The 20,763-nt window shown below is 35.8% G+C and carries 20 protein-coding genes and 1 pseudogene; 11 read left to right on the plus strand and 10 right to left on the minus strand.

Translation table 11 applies throughout. From position 1 onward, the window contains the following. Positions 1 to 85 precede the first annotated feature (85 nt). A complete protein-coding gene (locus ACJ5H0_RS11585; protein ID WP_172281439.1) occupies positions 86 to 2,521 on the plus strand; it encodes a TonB-dependent receptor plug domain-containing protein in 2,436 nt (811 codons plus the stop codon). Positions 2,522 to 2,557: 36 nt separating this feature from the next. Here ACJ5H0_RS11585 and ACJ5H0_RS11590 read toward each other — a convergent pair whose 3' ends face one another. After that, positions 2,558 to 3,757 carry a PQQ-dependent sugar dehydrogenase gene (locus ACJ5H0_RS11590; protein WP_411249670.1) on the minus strand — a complete coding sequence of 400 codons (1,200 nt, stop codon included), beginning with the start codon at positions 3,755 to 3,757 and terminating at the stop codon, positions 2,558 to 2,560. Positions 3,758 to 3,885: 128 nt separating this feature from the next. Here ACJ5H0_RS11590 and ACJ5H0_RS11595 point away from each other — a divergent pair, with 128 nt between their 5' ends. The 4 genes and pseudogenes from ACJ5H0_RS11595 to ACJ5H0_RS11610 all read left to right on the plus strand — a co-directional run bounded on the left by ACJ5H0_RS11595 (position 3,886) and on the right by ACJ5H0_RS11610 (position 8,142). Further along, entirely contained in the window at positions 3,886 to 4,257 is a 372-nt protein-coding gene (locus ACJ5H0_RS11595; protein WP_172281443.1) for a BlaI/MecI/CopY family transcriptional regulator, read from the plus strand. A gap of 69 nt (positions 4,258 to 4,326) precedes the next feature. After that, the gene (locus ACJ5H0_RS11600; RefSeq protein ID WP_411249671.1) at positions 4,327 to 5,703 is read left to right on the plus strand and encodes a M56 family metallopeptidase; all 1,377 of its coding nucleotides are present in this window, start codon (positions 4,327 to 4,329) and stop codon (positions 5,701 to 5,703) included. A gap of 53 nt (positions 5,704 to 5,756) precedes the next feature. After that, positions 5,757 to 7,749, plus strand: a pseudogene (gene uvrB, locus ACJ5H0_RS11605) (excinuclease ABC subunit UvrB). 12 nt (positions 7,750 to 7,761) lie between these two features. Beyond that, the gene (locus ACJ5H0_RS11610) at positions 7,762 to 8,142 is read left to right on the plus strand and encodes a hypothetical protein (protein ID WP_273650170.1); all 381 of its coding nucleotides are present in this window, start codon (positions 7,762 to 7,764) and stop codon (positions 8,140 to 8,142) included. 30 nt (positions 8,143 to 8,172) lie between these two features. On the opposite strand, the gene ACJ5H0_RS11615 is transcribed toward ACJ5H0_RS11610, so the two are convergent. The 5 genes from ACJ5H0_RS11615 to ACJ5H0_RS11635 all read right to left on the minus strand — a co-directional run bounded on the left by ACJ5H0_RS11615 (position 8,173) and on the right by ACJ5H0_RS11635 (position 11,544). Continuing rightward, positions 8,173 to 8,652 carry a cupin domain-containing protein gene (locus tag ACJ5H0_RS11615; RefSeq protein WP_411249672.1) on the minus strand — a complete coding sequence of 160 codons (480 nt, stop codon included), beginning with the start codon at positions 8,650 to 8,652 and terminating at the stop codon, positions 8,173 to 8,175. A gap of 9 nt (positions 8,653 to 8,661) precedes the next feature. Then, on the minus strand, positions 8,662 to 8,907 hold the full coding sequence (locus ACJ5H0_RS11620) for a DUF3820 family protein (RefSeq protein WP_172282414.1): 246 nt from the start codon (positions 8,905 to 8,907) through the stop codon (positions 8,662 to 8,664). Between the two features lie 19 nt (positions 8,908 to 8,926). Continuing rightward, positions 8,927 to 10,012, minus strand: coding sequence for an AI-2E family transporter (locus tag ACJ5H0_RS11625; RefSeq protein WP_172281451.1), 1,086 nt, complete (start codon positions 10,010 to 10,012; stop codon positions 8,927 to 8,929). 3 nt (positions 10,013 to 10,015) lie between these two features. After that, on the minus strand, positions 10,016 to 10,750 hold the full coding sequence (locus ACJ5H0_RS11630) for a beta-carotene 15,15'-monooxygenase (protein ID WP_172281452.1): 735 nt from the start codon (positions 10,748 to 10,750) through the stop codon (positions 10,016 to 10,018). 71 nt (positions 10,751 to 10,821) lie between these two features. Continuing rightward, positions 10,822 to 11,544, minus strand: a complete 723-nt coding sequence (locus ACJ5H0_RS11635) for a hypothetical protein (protein WP_411249673.1) — start codon at positions 11,542 to 11,544, stop codon at positions 10,822 to 10,824. Between the two features lie 48 nt (positions 11,545 to 11,592). Here ACJ5H0_RS11635 and ACJ5H0_RS11640 point away from each other — a divergent pair, with 48 nt between their 5' ends. Together ACJ5H0_RS11640 and ACJ5H0_RS11645 are read left to right on the plus strand one after the other, a co-directional pair. Beyond that, a complete protein-coding gene (locus ACJ5H0_RS11640) occupies positions 11,593 to 12,570 on the plus strand; it encodes an aminodeoxychorismate synthase component I (protein WP_345991313.1) in 978 nt (325 codons plus the stop codon). Positions 12,571 to 12,624: 54 nt separating this feature from the next. Next, positions 12,625 to 13,179, plus strand: coding sequence for an aminotransferase class IV (locus ACJ5H0_RS11645; RefSeq protein WP_411249674.1), 555 nt, complete (start codon positions 12,625 to 12,627; stop codon positions 13,177 to 13,179). Here ACJ5H0_RS11645 and menD read toward each other — a convergent pair. Beyond that, positions 13,176 to 14,852: a 2-succinyl-5-enolpyruvyl-6-hydroxy-3-cyclohexene-1-carboxylic-acid synthase gene (menD, locus tag ACJ5H0_RS11650; protein ID WP_411250345.1), complete on the minus strand. Its 1,677-nt coding sequence runs from the start codon at positions 14,850 to 14,852 to the stop codon at positions 13,176 to 13,178. The genes ACJ5H0_RS11645 and menD overlap by 4 nt on opposite strands. 86 nt (positions 14,853 to 14,938) lie before the next feature. Here menD and ACJ5H0_RS11655 point away from each other — a divergent pair, with 86 nt between their 5' ends. Beyond that, the gene (locus ACJ5H0_RS11655; protein WP_411249675.1) at positions 14,939 to 15,889 is read left to right on the plus strand and encodes an isopenicillin N synthase family dioxygenase; all 951 of its coding nucleotides are present in this window, start codon (positions 14,939 to 14,941) and stop codon (positions 15,887 to 15,889) included. A 75-nt stretch (positions 15,890 to 15,964) separates the two neighbouring features. Next, positions 15,965 to 16,120 carry a hypothetical protein gene (locus tag ACJ5H0_RS11660; RefSeq protein ID WP_172281461.1) on the plus strand — a complete coding sequence of 52 codons (156 nt, stop codon included), beginning with the start codon at positions 15,965 to 15,967 and terminating at the stop codon, positions 16,118 to 16,120. Positions 16,121 to 16,173: 53 nt separating this feature from the next. Here ACJ5H0_RS11660 and ACJ5H0_RS11665 read toward each other — a convergent pair whose 3' ends face one another. Continuing rightward, positions 16,174 to 17,220 (minus strand): PA0069 family radical SAM protein, encoded by a 1,047-nt coding sequence (locus ACJ5H0_RS11665; RefSeq protein ID WP_273650176.1) that lies wholly within the window; start codon positions 17,218 to 17,220, stop codon positions 16,174 to 16,176. A gap of 120 nt (positions 17,221 to 17,340) precedes the next feature. After that, complete coding sequence (locus ACJ5H0_RS11670; RefSeq protein ID WP_172281465.1) at positions 17,341 to 17,535, minus strand: hypothetical protein; 195 nt, start codon at positions 17,533 to 17,535, stop codon at positions 17,341 to 17,343. A 173-nt stretch (positions 17,536 to 17,708) separates the two neighbouring features. Between ACJ5H0_RS11670 and ACJ5H0_RS11675 the strand changes: the two genes are divergently transcribed. Further along, entirely contained in the window at positions 17,709 to 17,858 is a 150-nt protein-coding gene (locus tag ACJ5H0_RS11675) for a hypothetical protein (protein ID WP_411249676.1), read from the plus strand. Then, on the plus strand, positions 17,824 to 18,060 hold the full coding sequence (locus ACJ5H0_RS11680) for a hypothetical protein (RefSeq protein ID WP_411249677.1): 237 nt from the start codon (positions 17,824 to 17,826) through the stop codon (positions 18,058 to 18,060). The genes ACJ5H0_RS11675 and ACJ5H0_RS11680 overlap by 35 nt, the downstream gene beginning before the upstream one ends. A gap of 89 nt (positions 18,061 to 18,149) precedes the next feature. Here the strand turns inward: ACJ5H0_RS11680 and ACJ5H0_RS11685 are convergent, their stop codons facing one another. Beyond that, entirely contained in the window at positions 18,150 to 20,744 is a 2,595-nt protein-coding gene (locus tag ACJ5H0_RS11685; RefSeq protein ID WP_411249678.1) for an AsmA family protein, read from the minus strand. Positions 20,745 to 20,763 lie beyond the last annotated feature (19 nt).

The following is a 20,763-nucleotide window of genomic DNA, read 5'->3' on the forward strand; positions in this document are numbered from 1 at the left end:
TTCAATAATAGTGATTTTTTCTGATGATTTAAAAACAAAAATCAATACTTTTGATTGAATTACCAATCTCAGAAACTCAATATATATGAAAATTAAATATCTAAGCGCTTTATTTCTGGGCAGCACTGCGGCTTTATATTCGCAGCAAATCAATGACACCATTTCTAAAGAAGCAAAAATTGAAGAAGTAGCTATTACGGGGAGCCGAAACAAAAAAAGAACAGTAATAGACACTCCTGTTCCCATCGATGTTATTGACATCAAACAGGTAAGTCAATCTACAGGGCAAGTTGAAGTGAACCAGCTCCTGCAGTTTTCGGCACCTTCATTTAATTCCAATAAACAATCGGGGTCAGATGGTGCAGATGCTGTCGATCCAGCCACTCTCAGAGGATTGGGACCAGACCAGACTTTACTTTTATTAAACGGCAAAAGATACCATCAGTCTTCACTGATCAACCTTTTCGGAACTAAGGGAAGAGGAAACACCGGATATGACATGAACACCATTCCGATCGGAGCTATTAAAAGGATTGAAGTCCTTCGCGATGGAGCTTCCGCTCAATACGGTTCCGATGCTATTGCAGGCGTTATCAACGTCATCCTAAATGACCGAGATAAAGGTTTTGAAGGAAATGCATTTTACGGGATGAACCTTTTTAAAAGTCCCGGAGATAAAGATGTTGTATCAGATCATAAAATTGACGGGCTTACTTTTGATTTTAACGGAAATTATGGAACAAAAATAGGATCACAAGGAGGATTTGCAAATTTTACCGCAGAATTCATCAATAAAGAATATGCAATCAGAAATGCTAATCCTACGGTTTATGATGCCCCAAGACAACGTTTTGGAGATGCAAAATCACAAAATGTATATTTCTTTGGAAATATTGAAGTTCCATTATCAGATAATATAAAATTTTATTCTCATCCCGGGTTTTCCCATAGAAATACAGATGCTAATGCATGGACCAGAAAAGCAGATGCAGATGGAAACATCCCGCAGGTTTATCCAAATGGATTTAACCCTATTCAGGATACAAGCATCACAGATTTTACATTTGATAATGGTTTAAAGTTTAAAGTTGCAGGTTGGGATGCCGATGTTTATAATGCCTTTGGCAATAATAGATTTACGTACCAGATAGACAATACAATTAATGCTACATTAGGTATAAAATCTCCTACAAGTTTTAACGCAGGAGGGCACTCGTTACTTCAAAATACAACAGGATTTAATGCAACGAAACAATTTGGAGTGTTAGAAGGACTAAATATCGCTTTCGGATCTGAGTTTAGGTACGAAAAATTTAATGTTATAAGGGGGCAAGAAGCATCTTATGCAATGTATGATGTCAACGGGAACATTGTAACTTCAAATACAGATCCTAGTCTTTTAGTAATAAATCCTTTAACAGGCAACATCAGACCTGGAGGCTCCCAGGGCTTTCCCGGATATTCTCAGGAAGTTAATAAAAGTAGAAATAATTTTGCAGCCTATATCGATACCGAGCTTGACATTACCAAAAAATGGATGGTTAGTGCAGCAGGTAGATTTGAAAACTACAGTGATTTTGGAAGTACCATTAATGGGAAATTTGCAACAAGATATGCGATAACTCCTCAATTTGCACTTCGAGGTTCAGTTTCAACAGGGTTCAGAGCTCCTTCGTTAGCTCAAAAATATTATGCGCTTCAATTCACGAATTTTCAGGGAGGTAATCTTGTAACGATCCAATTAGCATCAAATGACAGTGATTTAGCTGTAAAATCCGGGATATCTCAATTAAAACAAGAAACATCTCTTAACGGGAGTGTAGGGTTTACATTCAACACGGGAAAGTTTACTGCAACTGTTGATGGGTACTACATTAATGTAAAAAACCGAATTGTATTGACAGGTAACTTTGCCAGAACAGACCTTCCACCTGATGTTCAGGCAGATTATCCTTATATTGATCAGGCACAATTTTTTTCCAATGCCATAGACACAAGAACAAAGGGTGTAGATGTTATATTAAGCTACAATGAAACACTTGGAAACGGAAGATTAACCACAACTTTAGCAGGAAACTACAACGAAATGGAGATCACATCTGTAAACGTTTCAGAAAAATTAAAAGGAAAAGAAGATATATATTTAAGTGCGCGTGAACGTGCTTTTATCCTCGCTTCAGCTCCGAAGACTAAAATTAATTTAAATGTTAACTATAAAATTAACAAGTTCAATGCTAATATACAGTTGGTTAGATTTGATAAACTCACGTTAATTGGCTACAATGGCCCTGATGATTATCAGACCTACAACGCTAAAGTAACCACTGATCTATCTTTCGGGTATGATTTTTCAAAAAATATTAGTTTAACTATTGGAAGTAAGAATTTATTCAACAGATATCCAACTTTACAAAGAGAGGCTGTTTCTGCAGGAAATACAGAATCCGGTGGTATTTTCGATCCTGTTCAGATGGGCTTTTCCGGAAGACAGGCTTTTGCAAGATTTAATTTCAGATTTTAAATAAAAAAGGCTCCGATAAATCCGGAGCCTTTTTTTTTATTTCTTAGAAATTTTATACAATTTCCCACTGTCGGTAACAGCATAGATGTTTCCGTCTATTCCATCCAACACATCCCTGAATCTTTCTTTCTGATCAGCAAGCAAACGTTCTTCTCCAACCACTTTATTATCTTTCATCACAATCCGGTTGATGTGTTCACCACTTAAGCAGCCAATAAACAAATTACCTTTCCACTCATCTATATTTCCTGTATAAAAAGTAACACCACTTGGAGAGATTACCGGATCCCAGTAATAAACAGGTTGCTCCGTACCCTCTCCCTGAGTAATTCCCTCTCCCACTTTCGCTCCGGAGTATTCAATACCATAGGTTACGTCACCCCATCCATAATTTTTACCCGCTTGAATTAAGTTGATTTCATCACCTCCCCTTGGCCCCATTTCCACATCCCATAAGGACCCGTTGGGATCTATTGCCAAGCCTTGCGGATTTCTTATACCATAGGCATAAATCTCAGGTTTAAATCCGGCCTTTCCGATGAATGGATTTCCCGGAGCTGGTTTTCCTTCTTTTGTTATTTTAAGGATTTTACCTAAATAATTATCCGTTTTCTGGGCATATACCCTGGTTTCTTTATCTGATCTTTCTCCGGTACTTACAAACAAATTCCCATCTTTATCAAAGGCCAATCGGCTTCCGTAATGTTTCTCTCCGTCATATGATGGTTCAGCACGGAAAATGACTTTTACATCTGATATCATTTTTAAATCTCCCGAAAGTTTACCTTTTGCTACAGAGGTCAGGTTACCCTTCCCAAAGGGTTCAGAAAAACTAAAGTAAATAATACTGTTATTTTTAAAATCTGGATCCAGTGCAACATCCAGCATTCCTCCCTGTCCTTTTGCATCGACTTTAGGAAATCCTGATATCTTAGAAATCTGCTTCCCATCTTTAGAAACAACATTCATAAACCCGGATTTTTCAGTGATCAAAAATCTCCCGTCTGGTAAATTAATAATTCCCCAAGGTCTGCCCAGATCTTTATTTAAAACCTCAACATTGTAGGGTGTAGATGTCTTTACAGCCTTAATTCTGGTTTGTCCTGCAAAGGCAGGTTTATAGTCTGAATTAGGCTTTTCTGTTTCCACACTTCCATCACTGCTGACCTTTTGAGCATTGACGTTATTTTTCTTACATGAAGATAAAACTAAAAAAAAGACTAATGATTGGTACATAAAACTTATTGAATTTCATAGCATTGTGATTATTGGTTAAAAAAAAACAATGGAAAAATAGTGCCATAAAATTTGTTGATTTAAAATTTTATTCTACATTTGTAGAACAACATTTCAAATTGTAGAATATGAAAGAAATAAAATTAACAGATTCGGAAAAAGTTCTCATGGAGATCATCTGGGATAAACAGAAAGTATTCATGAAAGATATTCTGGATCTTTACCCGGAACCCAAACCTGCATCCACTACAGTAGCTACATTGCTTAAAAGAATGCAGAATAAAGATCTGATAGGATACACATTATATGGAAATTCCCGTGAATACTACCCAAAAGTAGCTAAAGGAGAATATTTCAGGGAAGAAATGACTTCCATGATTGACCGCTTTTTCAACAGCTCCGTGACTCAGTTTGCTTCATTTTTTACATCCAACACAAAACTAACCCAGAAGCAATTGATTGAACTGCGCGAAATAATTGATCAGAAAATAAAAGAATAAAGATGCTTTACATTTTTTTTTAAAATTGTTTTGTGTTCTTCACTTTTTATTGGAGTGTACCATTTGTTATTGGAAAAAGAAAAAACGCACCACTTTAACAGGTTCTTTCTGCTTTTTTCCCTCGCATTTGCCTATACGGTTCCTTTTATCTCAATCACAGCAAAAGGTCCCGTTACAACAGAAAGTCCACAACTAATTTTTGAAGAAACCACTCAACAGATATTAAGCCTTCCGGCTAAGGAAAAAGCTTTTGAATGGACCAATATTCTTTGGATTATATATGGAGCTATTACTTTAATGCTTTTAGTAAAGGCATTGCTCTCAATTTTAAAAATCCGGAATATAAAAGGAAAAGTAAGATATCAGGAAGGATATAAAATAATCATCTCTGAGAATAACCTCTCCCCATTCACCTTTGGAAAAACTATTTACCTGGGGAAAAATTATCTTATTAACAACCAAATTGATCCAAGGATATTCTTGCATGAAAAAAGCCATCTGGATCAAAAGCATAGCTGGGATCTATTCCTGATCGAAATTTTAAAAGTAATAACATGGTTTAATCCTGCCCTCTTTTTCTACAGAAGAGCAATGATCACCAATCATGAATTCTTAGCTGATGACCACGTATTGAAAAACAATTTCAATATCAAAGATTATCAAAATCTGATACTCGATGAAATAATTGATTCTCAAAAATTTGATTTCACACACTCATTTAATTTCAACAACACCAAAAAACGATTTATTATGATGAACACTAAAAAAACCAAATTCGCAGGCTTAAAAAAAGCCATTACCATCCCTATACTCATAACAGCCTTTGCCTTATTTGTCCAAAAGACCTATGCCAGCAATTACGTTTCAGGTAACGGTACACCCATGGAAGAATATGCAGTAAAATCCTTCAGTACTTTACATGAAATATCTTCTAAGCAGAATAGGAAAGATCACCAAAGTATTACAGACACCATCCGCCCCACAAAAAAGGCGAATGTAAAAAAGGCAAAAATCAATAAAAATAGCGCACCTCCTCCTCCATCTCCTCCTCGAGTAGAAAAAAATGGATCTAAGAAAGCAAATATGAGTGGAGATCAGAACATCCCACCACCTCCGCCTCCGGCGAGCACTTCTTTTATCCAGGCAGAATTCCCTCAGGGAATTAATGAATTCCGAAACAAGGTGGCAAAAAATTTTAACGGTAGTGTATTTAAAGGAGATGAAGGCCGGCTCCAATCTAATGTATTCATTTCAATAAATGCCGAAGGGACAGTAGAAAAAGTAGTGGCAGATGGAAAAAACAAACTTTTTAATGACGAGAGCGTGAGAGCCATTAAAGCCTCTACAGAAAATATCAACTGGAAACCCGCACTGGCAGATGGCAAACCCGCACCAACGGTTTTTAAGCTGCCATTAGCTATGATATTTGAAAATAAGAAAAAATGATAATAATTATGAGAGTCCTGAAAAGGACTCTTTTTTTTTTATAAATTTGATGTATGAATTTTAATCTTCATTCAGAATATAAACCTACCGGCGATCAGCCTCAGGCCATTGAAAAGCTTACCGAAGGCATTGAAATCGGCGAGAAATATCAAACCTTATTAGGGGTTACAGGATCCGGAAAAACATTTACCATTGCTAATGTCGTGAATAATGTTCAGCGGCCTACTTTAGTTTTAGCTCATAATAAAACTTTAGCAGCTCAGCTATTCATGGAATTTAAAGAGTTTTTTCCTGAAAATGCGGTAGAATATTTTGTGAGTTATTACGACTATTATCAGCCCGAAGCTTATATTGCCACTACCGGAACTTATATAGAAAAGGACCTCAGCATTAATGAGGAAGTAGAAAAACTACGTCTTTCCGCAACGGCAAGCTTATTATCCGGAAGAAGAGACGTTCTCATTGTAGCTTCAGTTTCGTGCATTTACGGTATCGGGAATCCAACTGAATTTCATAAATCACTGATCTCTATCGGAATCGGTGAAAAAGTGACCCGAACAGCTCTTCTTCATTCTTTGGTAAGTGCTCTTTACGCAAGAACCCTGAATGAATTCCAAAGAGGGACCTTTAGGGTAAAAGGAGATGTAATAGATGTTTTTCCTGCTTATGCCGATGATGCGATAAGAATCCAGTTTTTTGGAGACGAGATTGAAAAAATCCAAAGTTTTGATCCTGTTACCGGAAATGTAACTTCCAATTTCGAGCAAATTCAGATTTATCCGGCCAACCTATTTGTAACTTCAAAGGAGACCTTAAACGGAGCAATAAGAAACATTCAGGATGATATGGTCAAACAGGTAGACTTCTTCAATTCAATTGAAAAACCTCTGGAGGCAAAAAGGCTACAGGAAAGAACAGAACTTGATCTTGAAATGATTAAAGAACTTGGCTACTGCTCAGGAATAGAAAACTATTCAAGATACCTGGATGGTAGATTACCCGGCTCCCGGCCTTTCTGCCTGATTGATTATTTTCCAAAGGATTTTCTGATGGTCATTGATGAAAGTCACGTTACTGTTCCTCAGGTTCACGCGATGTATGGCGGAGACAGAAGCAGAAAAGAAGCCCTGGTAGAATATGGCTTCAGACTGCCGGCAGCAATGGATAACAGGCCCTTGAAATTCGAAGAATTTGAAAGCATGCAGAATCAGGTGATCTATGTGTCTGCTACGCCTGCAGATTACGAACTTGAAAAAACGGGAGGAGCTTATATTGAACAAATTATCCGTCCTACCGGGCTTTTAGATCCTGTTATTGAAGTGAGACCTTCGCTTAACCAGATCGATGACCTGATGGAAGAAATTCATAAGCGCGCTGCAGCAGACGAAAGAGTACTGGTGACTACATTAACCAAAAAAATGGCTGAAGAGCTGACCAAGTATTTTACAAAATTTGGCATCAGAACACGATATATCCACTCAGACGTTGAAACATTGGAGCGTATCCAGATTATGCAGGACCTTCGATTGGGAGTTTTCGATGTTTTAATTGGTGTTAACCTTTTAAGGGAAGGCCTGGATTTACCTGAAGTTTCACTCGTAGCCATATTGGATGCAGATAAAGAAGGAATGCTAAGAAGCAGAAGATCAATGATCCAGACGGTCGGAAGAGCCGCAAGGAATGTCAATGGTAAAGCAATTATGTATGCCGATAAAATCACGAAATCTATGCAGGCTACTTTAGATGAAACAGAATATCGCCGATCAAAGCAGATGAAGCACAACGAAGAAAATGGCCTGGTTCCGACTGCTTTAAATAAAAAAAATCTCTGAAAATCTAGTAGGACGAAGCAAGGACTTCCCGGATGAAAAATATACCCACAAGGAAATTTTACAGAAAGTTGCTGAAACCAAAGCAAATTATGCAAGCGGAGATATTGAGAAAATAATTGAGCAAAAGCAGAAGGAAATGGAAGCTGCAGCAAAAAATCTTGATTTCATAAAAGCGGCTAAACTAAGAGATGAGATTGCAGGTTTGAAAAACTAATCGAGAACAACAATGGAAACAATCATCATTATTTGTGGAATTTATTCTTTATTACTTGGTGGGTTTCATTTATTTTTCTGGACGTTTTTTAATTGGAAAAAGGATTTGTCAAAACTTTCTCAGATTAACAAAGGAATAATGCAAATCTTAAATATCCAGATGATTTTTGTTTTCTTTGCCACAGGGTTAATATGTCTTTATTTTAATAAAGATATCTTAGAAACAAACTTTGGTAAATATTTTCTATTCGTGAATTCAGGATTTTGGGCTCTAAGAATAGTCAATCAGTTTCTTTTCTTAAGAATAAATGATTACAGGATTCATTTATTAACTTTTGCTTTTTTTATTGGTTGTGTTCTCTTTCTAATTCCTGTAATTTATCAAACCAACTAAATAGTTAATGAGAATTTGCCTACACGATCATTAATGTGTAAACTCTTCAATAACTTCTTTTAAATCAGGATATTGTTGAAGTAATACACTTCTTTCTGCTAGTTCAAAATCTAAAAAATCAAATCCCGGAGCAACTGTACAGCTTACTAATGAATAGCCTGTACCACTTGATATTTTTGCTGCAAACCACAAACCTGCTTCTATTCTTACTTGTGGGACTTCCCCATTTTCTAAAGAATTCCCCAATAATATGGTATGGAATTCCCCATCTTTAATAAAAACAATTTCCAAAGGCTCACCCTGGTGGAAAAACCACAACTCATCAGACTTGATCCGGTGAAATGCAGACTTATTTTCATTTTCCAACATATAATAAATAGCTGTACTTACGTTTCTTACACTCCCCTCTTTTAAGGTTAATGTTTGTTCACTCCTATATGTTTCTTTATAATATCCTCCTTCCGGATGTGGCTCCAACTTTAATGTTTCCACCAGTTTTTTAGAATCCATACGTATAGTTTAAAATTTATAGGTCTTATTTTTAGGCGATCCGTATAATTGCCTGATCGGAGTGAGCAAATCCATCAGCCCATTCAGTTTTATTTCATAAATGGTTGAGAGCTGCATTCCCAATTTTCCTTTGGGCATCCCCTGCCTGTTAAACCACTCCAGGTAACTTACCGGTAAATCTGCAAGTATTGTCCCTTCATATTTTCCAAAAGGCATTTTTACAATACAAATTTCCTTTAGTATTTCCGAATTTATTCCTTCCACAATTATAATATTAAAGTATTAAGTCCACATTGTCCACATCATCATCTTTATCCGGTAATTGCAGGTCGGGATGTGTTTCGTTATCTGAAAATTCATTCCTGTATACCTGAATAAGTAGAAGGGTAAGAGAAATCAGGATAGGCCCAAAAATAAGACCCATAAAGCCAAAAAGATTCATCCCCATAATAATTCCGAATACGGTGTTCAGCGGATGGATATCTTCCAGTTTTTTCAATAAAGTAAAACGAAGTAAATTATCTGTTAGGCCTACCACAACAAGACAGTACGCAGCCAATCCAAGGCCCGGTCCTGTATCTCCCACAGCTATCATATAAATACAAACAGGAATATACACAATTGCAGCCCCTACAACAGGAATCATAGATCCCGCAGCAGTTAATGCAAAAAGAAGAACAGGGCTTGGTGCTCCGAACACGAAATAACCAATCAATGCAACCACCCCCTGACCTATAGCCACAACAGGAATTCCTATTGCATTAGCTATGATGAGTTTTCTCATTTTCTCTCCTATCAAAGAGACATTAGCTCTTTTTAAAGGAGCCGATGAAGTAAGTATCTTTTCAAATAATCTGGGCTTTTCCAGAAGGAAATAAAGAATAAAATACATGGACATGATTACCGTAAGCGTATTAAATGTTCCGCTTAAGGCAATGGTAGAAACCTTTCCAACAGAGCCTTTTACTTTATCCATATTCTCCTTGCTCAGGATATCAAATCCAAATTTCTTATCAATATAAGTATGTATTTTCTCAAGAAACACATTAAATTTCGCCATATAAGCCTGTGCGTTCCCAAGCTTATCTATTAAAAGATCTGCAATAAAATAAATGGGTAAAATCAGAATAATGAGGCTTGCCAGCATCAGTACAAATGAAGCTAGCCAGGGTTTCCACTTTTTTACTTCCTGGAGGTAAAAATTATATTTTCTGCAAACGACATAAATTGTAATGGCCCCTAATACGGATGGAATAAATAGCGCAAGATTAAAACAAATCAGCCCTGTCAATACCAAAATTATAGCCAACAGGAAAACCTGTTTTATTGCAACCCCGCTTATTTGTTTTTCTTTATTCATATATTATTTGAACATTATTTGCCTTGGTTTCCCCAGGAAAGCACAATAGGCCGAGTACATTACCACCATGATGAACGGAGCGGTAATAATAACTCCTATAAAGCAAAGTACAATACCTGCAAATGATATTAAAAACCCTACAATAGTAGTGCCAAGGAAAGTTCCGTAGTTTTCTTTTGCGATATTGAATGATTTCCCCAGAGCCTCGGTAGCTGAAGCATTTTCAAATAATAAAATAGGATACCCTAGCAACAGTAAAGGATAAACAAAGAAGAACGGGAAAAAGCATATAGAAATCGCTATACTGGATATAACGCCCGATATAAGACTGTATATCAATATATTCACGAAATTCTGGCGATATCCGATAAATAGATCCGAGAATTCTATTGCATTTTTTGTGTTGTATTTATTTACAATATAGATCAATCCCACATATAACGGAGCCAGAAGAATTCCCAGCAATCCTGATAAAGTAAGATATAAAGGAAATCCGGGTGCATTCCAATAACTAAAAGCGGAAATATCATCCCCTGCATTTTTCATCTCTTCCACCATGGAAGCAGAATTGAAGCCTGTTACAGACTGAATAATAAATCCCCCGATAAGATATACTATCATAGCAACTATAGCATAAAGAAATACCCCTTTATACATTTCAAAGGCATGAGAAATAATTGATCCGGTATCCCTGTTGGGAACAGAACCTTGCTGATCAAATTCGTCGAATCCAGACATGGCTTAATTTTTTTAATGTTTTACCAAATTTAATTTTTTTTGATAAAAAAAGCATTAAGCAATGCTAAAATTTAATTTTTTTCTGAAAAAACAGTCTTGTATAGTGAATATATAATTGCATTCCAAAAAGGAAATGTAAAAAGTCCTCCCACCAGAAACAGAGCAAATCCGGCATATTTAAAAATAAATGCTACGATAATACATACTGCAATTTCCACAAAGTACATTTTCAAAGCTTTAAAGTTCAATGTAATTGCTTCAAAAATTCTTTTATCAGCAAAAAACATAAGCGGAGCAACAAAAATGGTTACAAATACCCATGCAATACCCAGGATAATAGTTTGTGCAGTTAAAAGATAAATGAAAAACCAGAATAAAAAGTAACTGATATATTTAAAGAAATTTAGTCCGTTATATCCCGCAAACAGATCCCCCAAAACTATTTTTTCATTAAGGTCCATTTTTCTGAAAATCTGGAAAAATCCAAGGTTCAGAGGATAAAGAAAAACAATGATCCCCAGTATTCCATAGCTGAATTTCTGATAGTTCTCGGTTGCACTCATTGCGGCCGCTTTTTCCATATAGACTTTGGTACCCAAACGAAGTGCTTCAGACAACTCCTGGCTCTGCTCCCATATTCCAAACCTGGAAGCGAAGAAAAACATTCCCGTAAAAAATATAGCAAAGTAAATAATGGAAAACATCAGTTGAAAAATCAGAGTTTTATTCCAATAGAAAAATGCCTGCTTCAGTATAAAATCAATTCCCGGTTTCTGCGGATATTTGTTCTGCATGTAAAAATATTTTGTGCAAAAGTAAACATCAATAAGTACTTTTGTCGAATGTTTTCAATGAATCATCAAAAATTTATAGAAATGGATGAGCTTTCTATCCGGAAGACTCCTTATTTCTTCATCATCGACTTCTTGTGTGAAAATGTGGAAATCTACTTAGAAAACGAACTTGATAAATCGGGTTTACAGATTGATTTTCAATCATTTTCAACGCTAAAAAAGAGCAAGACCCTTGACAAAAAAATTGAATGGAAGTCCTATCCGGAAACATTAGAGAGCTTTAAAGCAGGATTTGATAAAGTTCAGAAAAATATTAGTCTAGGAAACTCCTACCTAGTTAATTATACAAGAAAAACTCAAATTGAAACAAATTTATCCCTAGAAGAGATATTTCTTCACTCCGATGCGAAATATAAAGTTTTTTATAAAGATTTTTTCGTATTTTTTTCTCCGGAAACTTTTGTAAAGATCATTGACGGTAAAATTTTCACATATCCAATGAAAGGAACCATCGATGCCTCTCTTGAAAATGCAAAAGAAATCCTTAAGAATGATAAAAAAGAAAAAGCTGAACATTATACGGTTGTAGATTTGCTAAGAAATGATCTAAGCATGGTGTCAGACGAAGTAGAAGTAACTCATTTTCAGAATATTGACCTGATTAAAACGCAACAAAAGAACCTATATGCCATGAGTTCTGAAATTGTAGGAAATATAAAACCTGAATTTGAAGGCAAAATTGGAAGTATCATGAAAACTCTGCTTCCTGCAGGTTCTATCTTAGGTGCTCCAAAACCAAAGACACTGGAAATCATTCTAGATGCCGAAGGCTATGGAAGAGGATATTATACGGGCGTATGCGGCTGGTTTGATGGTAAAAATGTAGACAGTTGTGTAATGATCCGTTTTATTGAAAAGGAAAACGACACTTTATATTTTAAAAGTGGTGGCGGAATAACGCATATGAGCAAATTAGAAGATGAATATCAGGAAATGAAAAACAAAATTTATGTTCCAATTTATTGAAAGTATTAAAGTTGAAGATCAGGAAGTTTTTTTGTTAGATCTTCACCAAAAAGGGTGAATGAAACCTTTGCACACTTTGGGAAAGAAGGATCAATAGATCTTTCCAAATTGTTCAAAAGCCTCAACCATGATGAAGACGGCCTTTTCAAATTAAGAATTGCTTATGATCTGGACAAGAAAGTCAGAACACAAATGATTCCTTATGCCATTCCGGAAATATTAGACTTTCAATTGGTAGAAAATAATACTTTTGACTATTCATTTAAATTTGAAGACCGTAAGGAACTTGAAAAAATGAAGATGAAATCTAAAGCCGAGGAAATTATCATCGTCAAAAACAACCATATCACCGATACTTCGTTCTCCAATATTTTATTTATGAAGGGTAAAGAGTGGTTTACTCCCTCCACTTACCTTTTGAACGGTGTTCAAAGACAGAACCTATTAAAGAAAAAGAAAATAAAGGAAACGGAAATCACCTTACAAAACATTAAAGAGTTTTCCCATTTCCAACTGATCAATGCTTTGAATGACTTCGATGATATGTTTATCTACCCGATTGCCAGGATTAACAATTTACCCGGCAACGAAGAGTATCTGGATCTTTAGCTTTCTTTCATAAATTCAAAATATCCCTTAAGGACATCTGCACTGTTGGTCCCGTGGGTATTGATTTCCAGAATTTTAGGCAAAGTATCGGGTTTGAAAAAATTGTCTAAAACCCGGTCTAACGTTCTGTCATCTTCCACTTTGGTGTAAGAAAACCCAAAATGCTTCGCAAGATGTTCAGCATTTTTATGGTGTTTTGTTGCTATAAACTCATCGAGCGTATTAGGATTGGCATTACCAGGTCCCGGAATAATTTTAAAAATATTTCCTTCTCCGTTATTAAAGATGATAATCCTTACAAAAGGCGGGATGTACTGATTCCACAAACCATTGATATCGTAGAAGAAACTCAAATCTCCTGTAATTAATAAAGTAGGATTGGAGTTTTTAATGGCAAACCCCATTGCAGTCGAAGTAGAACCGTCAATTCCGCTTGTTCCTCTGTTACAATACATCTTTCTTCTGCCAAAGTCAAATAATTGAGCATATCTGATACCTGAACTATTGCTGAAGTGGATATTATAGTTCTCCGGTACGGTTTGTGAAGCCTTGTTAAAGAAATAAAAATCCGAAAACTCAACAAGGTTTAAGAACTTCTCGTGTTTAGCATCTTTCTTATCTCTAAGAACATCCCAAAGGTTATAATATGGCCTTGGCTCAAGATTAATAAACTTCAATAACTTAGAAAAGAATACTTCCGGTTTTACCTCTATTTTCTCTGTTAAAGAAAAATAAGTATCCGGCTGCCAGACTTCATCAAGATGCCAATGCTGCTTTGGGCGGGCTTTTCTTAAAAATTGTTTCACTTTTTTGGAAACTACGTTCTGCCCTACCGTGATCAATAAATCCGGCGCATATTTTTTATAATCTTCTTCAGTAAAATTAAAGATATAACGGTCTATAAATCTAAAGAATTTTTCATGGTATACATTTGAATTTGCCTCACTCAAAACAACCGCTGTATGGTTTTTAACCAATTGTGACAGCTGATTTTCAAGCTCAGGAATATAATCTTTTGTCCCTACCAGGATCATGATACGTTGTGAAGTATTCCAATCTGCTACAAGGTTAGAAGGAATTTCATATTCTTTCTTTTTAATCGTTTTTTCCACGGTTGGAAAAGTAGGAAGTTCAGAAACCAATTCATATAAAGGTTCTTCAAGAGGAATATTGATGTGCACAGGACCTTGTTTTTCAAAACAAAGCTCAATCGCCTTTTTAATCATTTCAAAATTGATATCCTCTGCATTTTCTTCTTTATCCTCTAAAAGCTGGAAGTCTCCATAGGAATGCTGATGAAAAATATTATTCTGACGGATCGTCTGTCCGTCAAAAATATCCACGAAATCCACTGGCCTATCAGCAGTTAACACCAACAGGGGGACATTCTGATAAAACGCTTCCGTTACAGCAGGATAATAATTAACTGCTGCAGAACCACTGGTACAGGTAATGGCCACCGGCTTTTTTTCGCTTTTAGCCATCCCAAGTGCAACAAAGGCAGCACTTCTTTCATCTACAATGCTAAAACAGTTAAAATGATCAATCTCTGAAAAATGAATTGCAAGGGGTGCATTTCTCGATCCGGGAGAAATAACAACATCTGAAATCCCGTACTGCTGGAGAAGATTTGCCAATATCTGAATGCTTCTCTTAGAAGAATATTTTTTCATATCACAAATGTAGTTCATAAATACTTAATTGTAAAATCATTTAATTTAAAAAAGACGTAATTTAGCGCCACGTTAAATTTCTAAAAATGGATAAAATACCTAGTGTAGACCTGCGTGATTTCCTTTCGGACAACCCGGAACGCAAACAGAAATTTGTAAATGAAATCGGAAAAGCTTACGAAGAAATTGGTTTTGTTGCTCTAAAAGGGCACTTCCTTGATGACCAGTTGGTAAGCAATCTTTATGGAGAGGTAAAAAACTTTTTTGATCTTCCTACCGAAACAAAACAGAAGTATGAAATTCCTGGTATCGGAGGACAAAGAGGTTATGTAGGATTTGGTAAAGAAACCGCGAAAGGTTTCAAAAAAGGAGACTTAAAAGAATTTTGGCATTTCGGGCAATATGTGTCTGATGATTCCAAATACAAAACGGAGTATCCGGACAATGTTATCGTTGAAGAACTTCCGGAATTCAACAAAGTAGGTAAAGAAACATACCAGATGCTTGAAAAAACAGGAAAATATGTTCTGAGAGCTCTGGCATTATATCTTGGTCTGGATGAATTTTATTTTGATGATAAAATAGCAGAAGGAAACTCTATTTTACGACCTATCCACTATCCACCAATTACCCAGGAACCAGATGATGCTGTAAGAGCTGCGGCTCATGGTGACATCAACCTGATCACCCTTCTGATGGGTTCTCAGGGGAAGGGACTTCAGGTCCAAAACCACGACGGCGAGTGGATTGACGCTATTGCGGAACCGGATGAACTGATGATCAATGTAGGAGATATGCTTTCAAGGCATACAAACAACAAATTAAAATCTACTATTCACAGAGTGGTAAATCCACCAAGGGAATTGTGGGGGACTTCAAGATACTCAATTCCTTTCTTTATGCATCCGGTAAGTGGAATGTCTTTGAATTGTCTTGAAAATTGTATAGATGAAAACAATCCGAAATTGTACGAAGATACTACTGCCGGAGAATTCTTACATGAAAGACTGATTGAGCTCGGATTAATTAAAAAATAATCTATATTTTTAATTTTTTCATTTCAAATTTTAATTATATATTTACTTTAGTGTCAAATTTTTAATTAAAACAATATGAAAAACTTAAAAAAACTAAACAACAGCCAATTAAAAGCAATTTCAGGAGCCGGGATCAAACCTGTAGAAGAATTCTGCATGTATTACTGTAACGGAGTTGTTATCTGTGCAACCTGCAGTGATGATTTCAAGTGTCCTGTTGATTCAATGTAATTGAAATTAAAAGTCATAAAAAACCGCTCCATTTACGGAGCGGTTTTGTTTTTCTATTCAAATAGCCTCAGTTGCTGCTCTTTTGTTCCGGTGAAGTTTTTTGTAGATAGTTTAGGAAATTCTTTTCCATCAAAATACTTTTTCCTGCCAATTTTAAAAGTATTATGGATCATCTCAGCGATATTCCCCTCTCCTTTTTGCCTTTCAAAATACCTTTTATCTCCCAATTTTCCGCCCCTCATGGAACGTATAAGATTAAGGACCTTTTGTGCCCTGTCAGGAAAACTGGCTTCTATCCATCTCACAAAAACAGGCTCTACCGTATCATTCAGCCTTACCAGGGTATAACCAAAGCTTTGCGCCCCTGCTTCAGAAATTGTTTTTAAAATATGTAATGGTTCGTCACTATTGAGTCCCGGAATAATTGGGGCCACCATCACATTAACAGGGATCTTATGCTGCGACAGAACTTCTATTGCCTTTAATTTATTATTCGCGGAACTGGTCCTCGGTTCCATCTTTCGCCGCAATTCTTCATTGATGGTTGGAATACTCAGAGAGACAGAAACCAGGTTTTGTTCTGCCATAGGCTGCAAGAGATCGAGATCACGTAATACCAATGCATTTTTTGTTAAAACATTGACAGGATGTCTGTAATCGAGACAAACTTTCAGAAGCTGTCTTGTAATCTCAAATTGTCTTTCAGCAGGTTGATAACAGTCAGTATTGCCCGAAAGTAAAATCGGAGCTGCCTGATATCCTCTTTTTTGGAAAAATTTTTCCAGCAATTGTGGAGCATTTTTCTTTACCATGATCTTCCGTTCAAAATCAATTCCTGCGCTATATCCCCAATATTCATGAGTGGGCCGCGCAAAGCAATACGCACATCCATGCTCACATCCCTGATAAGGATTCATTGAATACTCCATTGGAAGATCTTCACTTTTCACCTGATTAACAATTGTCTTGGGAAAAACTTCAGTGAATGATGTTTTTATTGTTTCGAAATCTTCATCCTCAGGCTCAAAGGTGTACCTGTCGAAACGATTGATTACATTTCGCTGAGCTCCCTGACCTTTTATGATATTTTCGTTCTGCATCCTGATGTAAAATTAGATGGCTTTGATCAAAAAGTAATGAGTTTTAACACTAAAGTTTTCCACAAAAAAACCGACCCCTTTACAGGCGCCGGTTTTAACATAATTAGATATATTGTTTTACTACTTCATTGCATAAAATTCGACACCATGATATTCATCTTCATGATCCTTTCCATCAAAGTGTCTGTGATAATCTGAATAATAATCACTGTATTTTTTATCTTTTTTATTTAAAATCTTTTTTATTCCTAAGAAACTTAATACTGCCAAAAGTCCTACACCTCCTGCCAATAAAACTCCAATTTCCTTTTTCATATTCTGTTCGATTTAATACTTTCACTACAACAAAAAATGTACCTTTTCCATTTTATTCAATTATAAATTTTGTTAACATTAAAAAATCATTTCAGACGAAGAATATTTTATCCAGGCTACAAAATGATTGAATTAATGGTTTAATTATTGTACTAATGTTTAAAAGTATAATTATGGATAATTCAGAAAATATCGACAGAATGACCACATTAAGCCAGGTAATGAAGACCTTGTCAGAAAGAGGTATACAAAGGGAATTCAGAATGAACGAATCGAGCGAGATGAAGTTTGAAAATTCAGAAAAAAAAATACCAGCCGTCTGATCTCACCATCTTAAAAACTTACCGTTTTGAAGGAGATAGTGATCCTGATGACAATGCAGTTTTATATGTAGTTAAAGATACAGCAGGAAATATGGGAATGATTATAGATTCTTATGGTGCTGACAGCAATTATCCCGGAGAAAAATTTGATGAATTCTTAAGAGACATTCCGGTTCAGGAAAGTGACGAATTCAACTTCTAAAATAAATTGATCAAGCCCGGAATTATTCTTTTTCGGGCTTTTCCTTTTTCTTAAAAACATTTTTCAGAAATCCTTTTTTCTTTTCTTCTTCAGCCTGAGGAGGATCTTCTTTTTTTTAGTTCTTCCTTATGATCACTTGATACGGTTTGTTTTATATCCTTAATACTTGTTTTAACATCATTCACTGCCGCAACTGTCTTTTTAACTGCTTTTTTAGCTTTATCCGTATTAACTCCTATCAGCGTTTTCTTCAGCCCTTCCTGAATCCCTTTCCAGAATAAATTAAAAAAGGATTTGGTAGGATCCCTTTCTACTTTTTCCACTGTTACAGATTCCGGAAACTGCCCAGAGTTTGATTTGATAAACAAATTCGCTACCGCAGTTAAAAACCCTTTCTTCTCCTTATTCTCTTTATTTAAGATGGCAATTTTCAGATCTTTATGCTTCAGGTTAAAAGTTCCGCCAAGTCCTGCAGGATTTCCTTTAAAATTGAAAAGCATCTCCTGTATAGTTCCTGTAGCTGTTATATGAAGATACGGCCTGATAAAAGGATTGATTCCCTGCGCAGGAAGATTAACAGCCTTTCCTGAAATTGTAAAATCATCATGCTGGTTGGCGACATCAAAATTCCAGTTGACTCCCAAAGGAGCCAGGTTCATGAATGAGCAGTCTATTTTAATATGCACCTGGGTAGGTTTTCCTTTCAACTTTGCTGAATTAAGGTTTTTGACATTCATATTAAAGTTACTGAATGTCAGTTTTCCAGGTCCTGAACTTTCAGGCGTATCTTCTTCATACACCAAAACAGAATTCTTTAAGTCCAGATTATTAATATACATTGGTATTTTTATAGACCGAAGCATCCTTGAATACAAAGGTTTTTCTTTTGGATCGTCTGCCGGAATCTTGCTCCTGAAAATATTGGCATCAGCAGATTGAATGACAACATGGGAAGCATTAATAAATTTATTGCCGGAAAATAAATCCCAATTCCCTTCCGCGGTAATCTGACCCGCTTTCAGATCATACAAATCTCTTTCAACAGGAATCATTTTAATAAATTGCGCTCTTGATACAAGAGGCTTCATGACAAAGTTACTGATCTGAACTTTGTTTTTACTGACATTCAAAGAAGCAATACTCATGTTATAAAACTTCGTCCTGTAAGCAAAGTTTTTTGTCGTAAGCCCATAATCTTTTGCCGTTAATCCAATACCGTCATTATTTGCCTTAGGCTTAAGTTCTATTCCATTTATTGTAGCATTCAGATCATTAAAACTTAACGGCTGATTTCCTTTCTCATAAATGATATTTGAGTTTTTTACAATTACCTTTCTTACGATGACAGGAAACTGAATTCCCTTTATTTCAGATTTCTGCTTTTGAGCGACTTCACGGGTTTTTATTGTACCATGCACTCCATTCACCAGGATATCTTTAATATCGAGATTAAGTTTTTTATCGATAAATTCCCATTTGTTGATATTAAAAGCAATATGGTTCGCTTTAAGATCCATTGATGTTTTTGAATCTGTTGGTAATGCAGTAATATCTCTTATCTCTCCACTCTTTGGATTTAGTGCAATGCTGCTAACCTTAATATTCTGCTTGCCCGCATAATAAATATTTCTGCCGGAAAAATTAAAATTTTTATACCCTACAGGAATAATATTCTCAGCAGATTCTTTATTAAATACAAACTTATTGATATTAAGGTTCAAACTTTGAGCAGACAAAAGTTTATTACCATCGGGTTTAATAATCCGTACTTCACCGTTTCTCAATACAACATCTTCGAGGTTCACTTCAAAATTGAAAGGTTTACCTTTTTTTTGGGCCGGAGCTCCGGTATCATATACTAGCAATATCGGATCAAGGAGGCTTGCGTTAGCAAGAGAAATATTATTTTTCTTTAAAACAACATCCTTAAATTCCATTCTCTGAATGTTGAACTGGAATAATTTATTTTTCTGGGGATAAAATCTTTTGAACTGATTGATGGTCAATAACGGCAACAGCTTAAAATCTTCTACCCGCATTTGCCCGTTTGTGGTTGTTATTTTGTTGATTTTTATGGCATAAATATTATCAGGACGAAAGAAAAAATCTTTTCCTTTGATATCATACCGATCAAACACCACGGGTAATTTGTCTTCTACAGACTCCTCAGTCATCTGAAGGTTTTCGACAAATAAATTAAACTCCTTAACTCCTACAAACTTTTGTTTTGTGTGTCTGAATACGTTAATGTTCCCGTTGTTGATCCGTATATTCTCAAACAACACCGGGTTCCGCTTCTTTCCTGTCTTTTTATCTATGGGCTTAGCAAGCGTAATATTCAGATTGGGTTTCACCAACGAAAGATCCTTTGAACTGATCTTCTTATTAAATAAGGCATCATAAATCCCGAATCTACTGATCTTCAAGGTATCTATTGTCCCTTGCAGACCTATCACATCCGTATTTTGTGGGTTTTTACTATTAACTGTTATTCCTTGGGCCAGGATATTTCCACTTCCCAAATCTACATCGAGCTTCTTGTAGGAAACCTTATAATCCGTATTGTTCTTGATATATTTAGGAAGCTGGGTTTTAAGCCAGATATTTAATCCGAGGTTAGCCAGCAAAAAAATGACAGCTAATACTCCCAGGCTAATCAATAGCTTTTTAACCCATTTTTTCATATTTGCGATTTCAGGTAAT

The organism is Chryseobacterium proteolyticum (assembly GCF_046591535.1).
Lineage (GTDB): Bacteria > Bacteroidota > Bacteroidia > Flavobacteriales > Weeksellaceae > Chryseobacterium > Chryseobacterium proteolyticum.

Bases quoted from the DNA above. Each gene is read 5' to 3' on its own strand.
- ACJ5H0_RS11585 (WP_172281439.1), top strand. From the start codon at position 86: ATGAAAATTAAATATCTAAGCGCTTTATTTCTGGGCAGCACTGCGGCT.
- ACJ5H0_RS11590 (WP_411249670.1), bottom strand. From the start codon at position 3,757: ATGTACCAATCATTAGTCTTTTTTTTAGTTTTATCTTCATGTAAGAAA.
- ACJ5H0_RS11595 (WP_172281443.1), top strand. From the start codon at position 3,886: ATGAAAGAAATAAAATTAACAGATTCGGAAAAAGTTCTCATGGAGATC.
- ACJ5H0_RS11610 (WP_273650170.1), top strand. From the start codon at position 7,762: ATGGAAACAATCATCATTATTTGTGGAATTTATTCTTTATTACTTGGT.
- ACJ5H0_RS11615 (WP_411249672.1), bottom strand. From the start codon at position 8,652: ATGGATTCTAAAAAACTGGTGGAAACATTAAAGTTGGAGCCACATCCG.
- ACJ5H0_RS11625 (WP_172281451.1), bottom strand. From the start codon at position 10,012: ATGAATAAAGAAAAACAAATAAGCGGGGTTGCAATAAAACAGGTTTTC.
- ACJ5H0_RS11630 (WP_172281452.1), bottom strand. From the start codon at position 10,750: ATGTCTGGATTCGACGAATTTGATCAGCAAGGTTCTGTTCCCAACAGG.
- ACJ5H0_RS11635 (WP_411249673.1), bottom strand. From the start codon at position 11,544: ATGCAGAACAAATATCCGCAGAAACCGGGAATTGATTTTATACTGAAG.
- ACJ5H0_RS11640 (WP_345991313.1), top strand. From the start codon at position 11,593: ATGTTTTCAATGAATCATCAAAAATTTATAGAAATGGATGAGCTTTCT.
- menD (WP_411250345.1), bottom strand. From the start codon at position 14,852: ATGAAAAAATATTCTTCTAAGAGAAGCATTCAGATATTGGCAAATCTT.
- ACJ5H0_RS11655 (WP_411249675.1), top strand. From the start codon at position 14,939: ATGGATAAAATACCTAGTGTAGACCTGCGTGATTTCCTTTCGGACAAC.
- ACJ5H0_RS11660 (WP_172281461.1), top strand. From the start codon at position 15,965: ATGAAAAACTTAAAAAAACTAAACAACAGCCAATTAAAAGCAATTTCA.
- ACJ5H0_RS11665 (WP_273650176.1), bottom strand. From the start codon at position 17,220: ATGCAGAACGAAAATATCATAAAAGGTCAGGGAGCTCAGCGAAATGTA.
- ACJ5H0_RS11670 (WP_172281465.1), bottom strand. From the start codon at position 17,535: ATGAAAAAGGAAATTGGAGTTTTATTGGCAGGAGGTGTAGGACTTTTG.
- ACJ5H0_RS11675 (WP_411249676.1), top strand. From the start codon at position 17,709: ATGGATAATTCAGAAAATATCGACAGAATGACCACATTAAGCCAGGTA.
- ACJ5H0_RS11685 (WP_411249678.1), bottom strand. From the start codon at position 20,744: ATGAAAAAATGGGTTAAAAAGCTATTGATTAGCCTGGGAGTATTAGCT.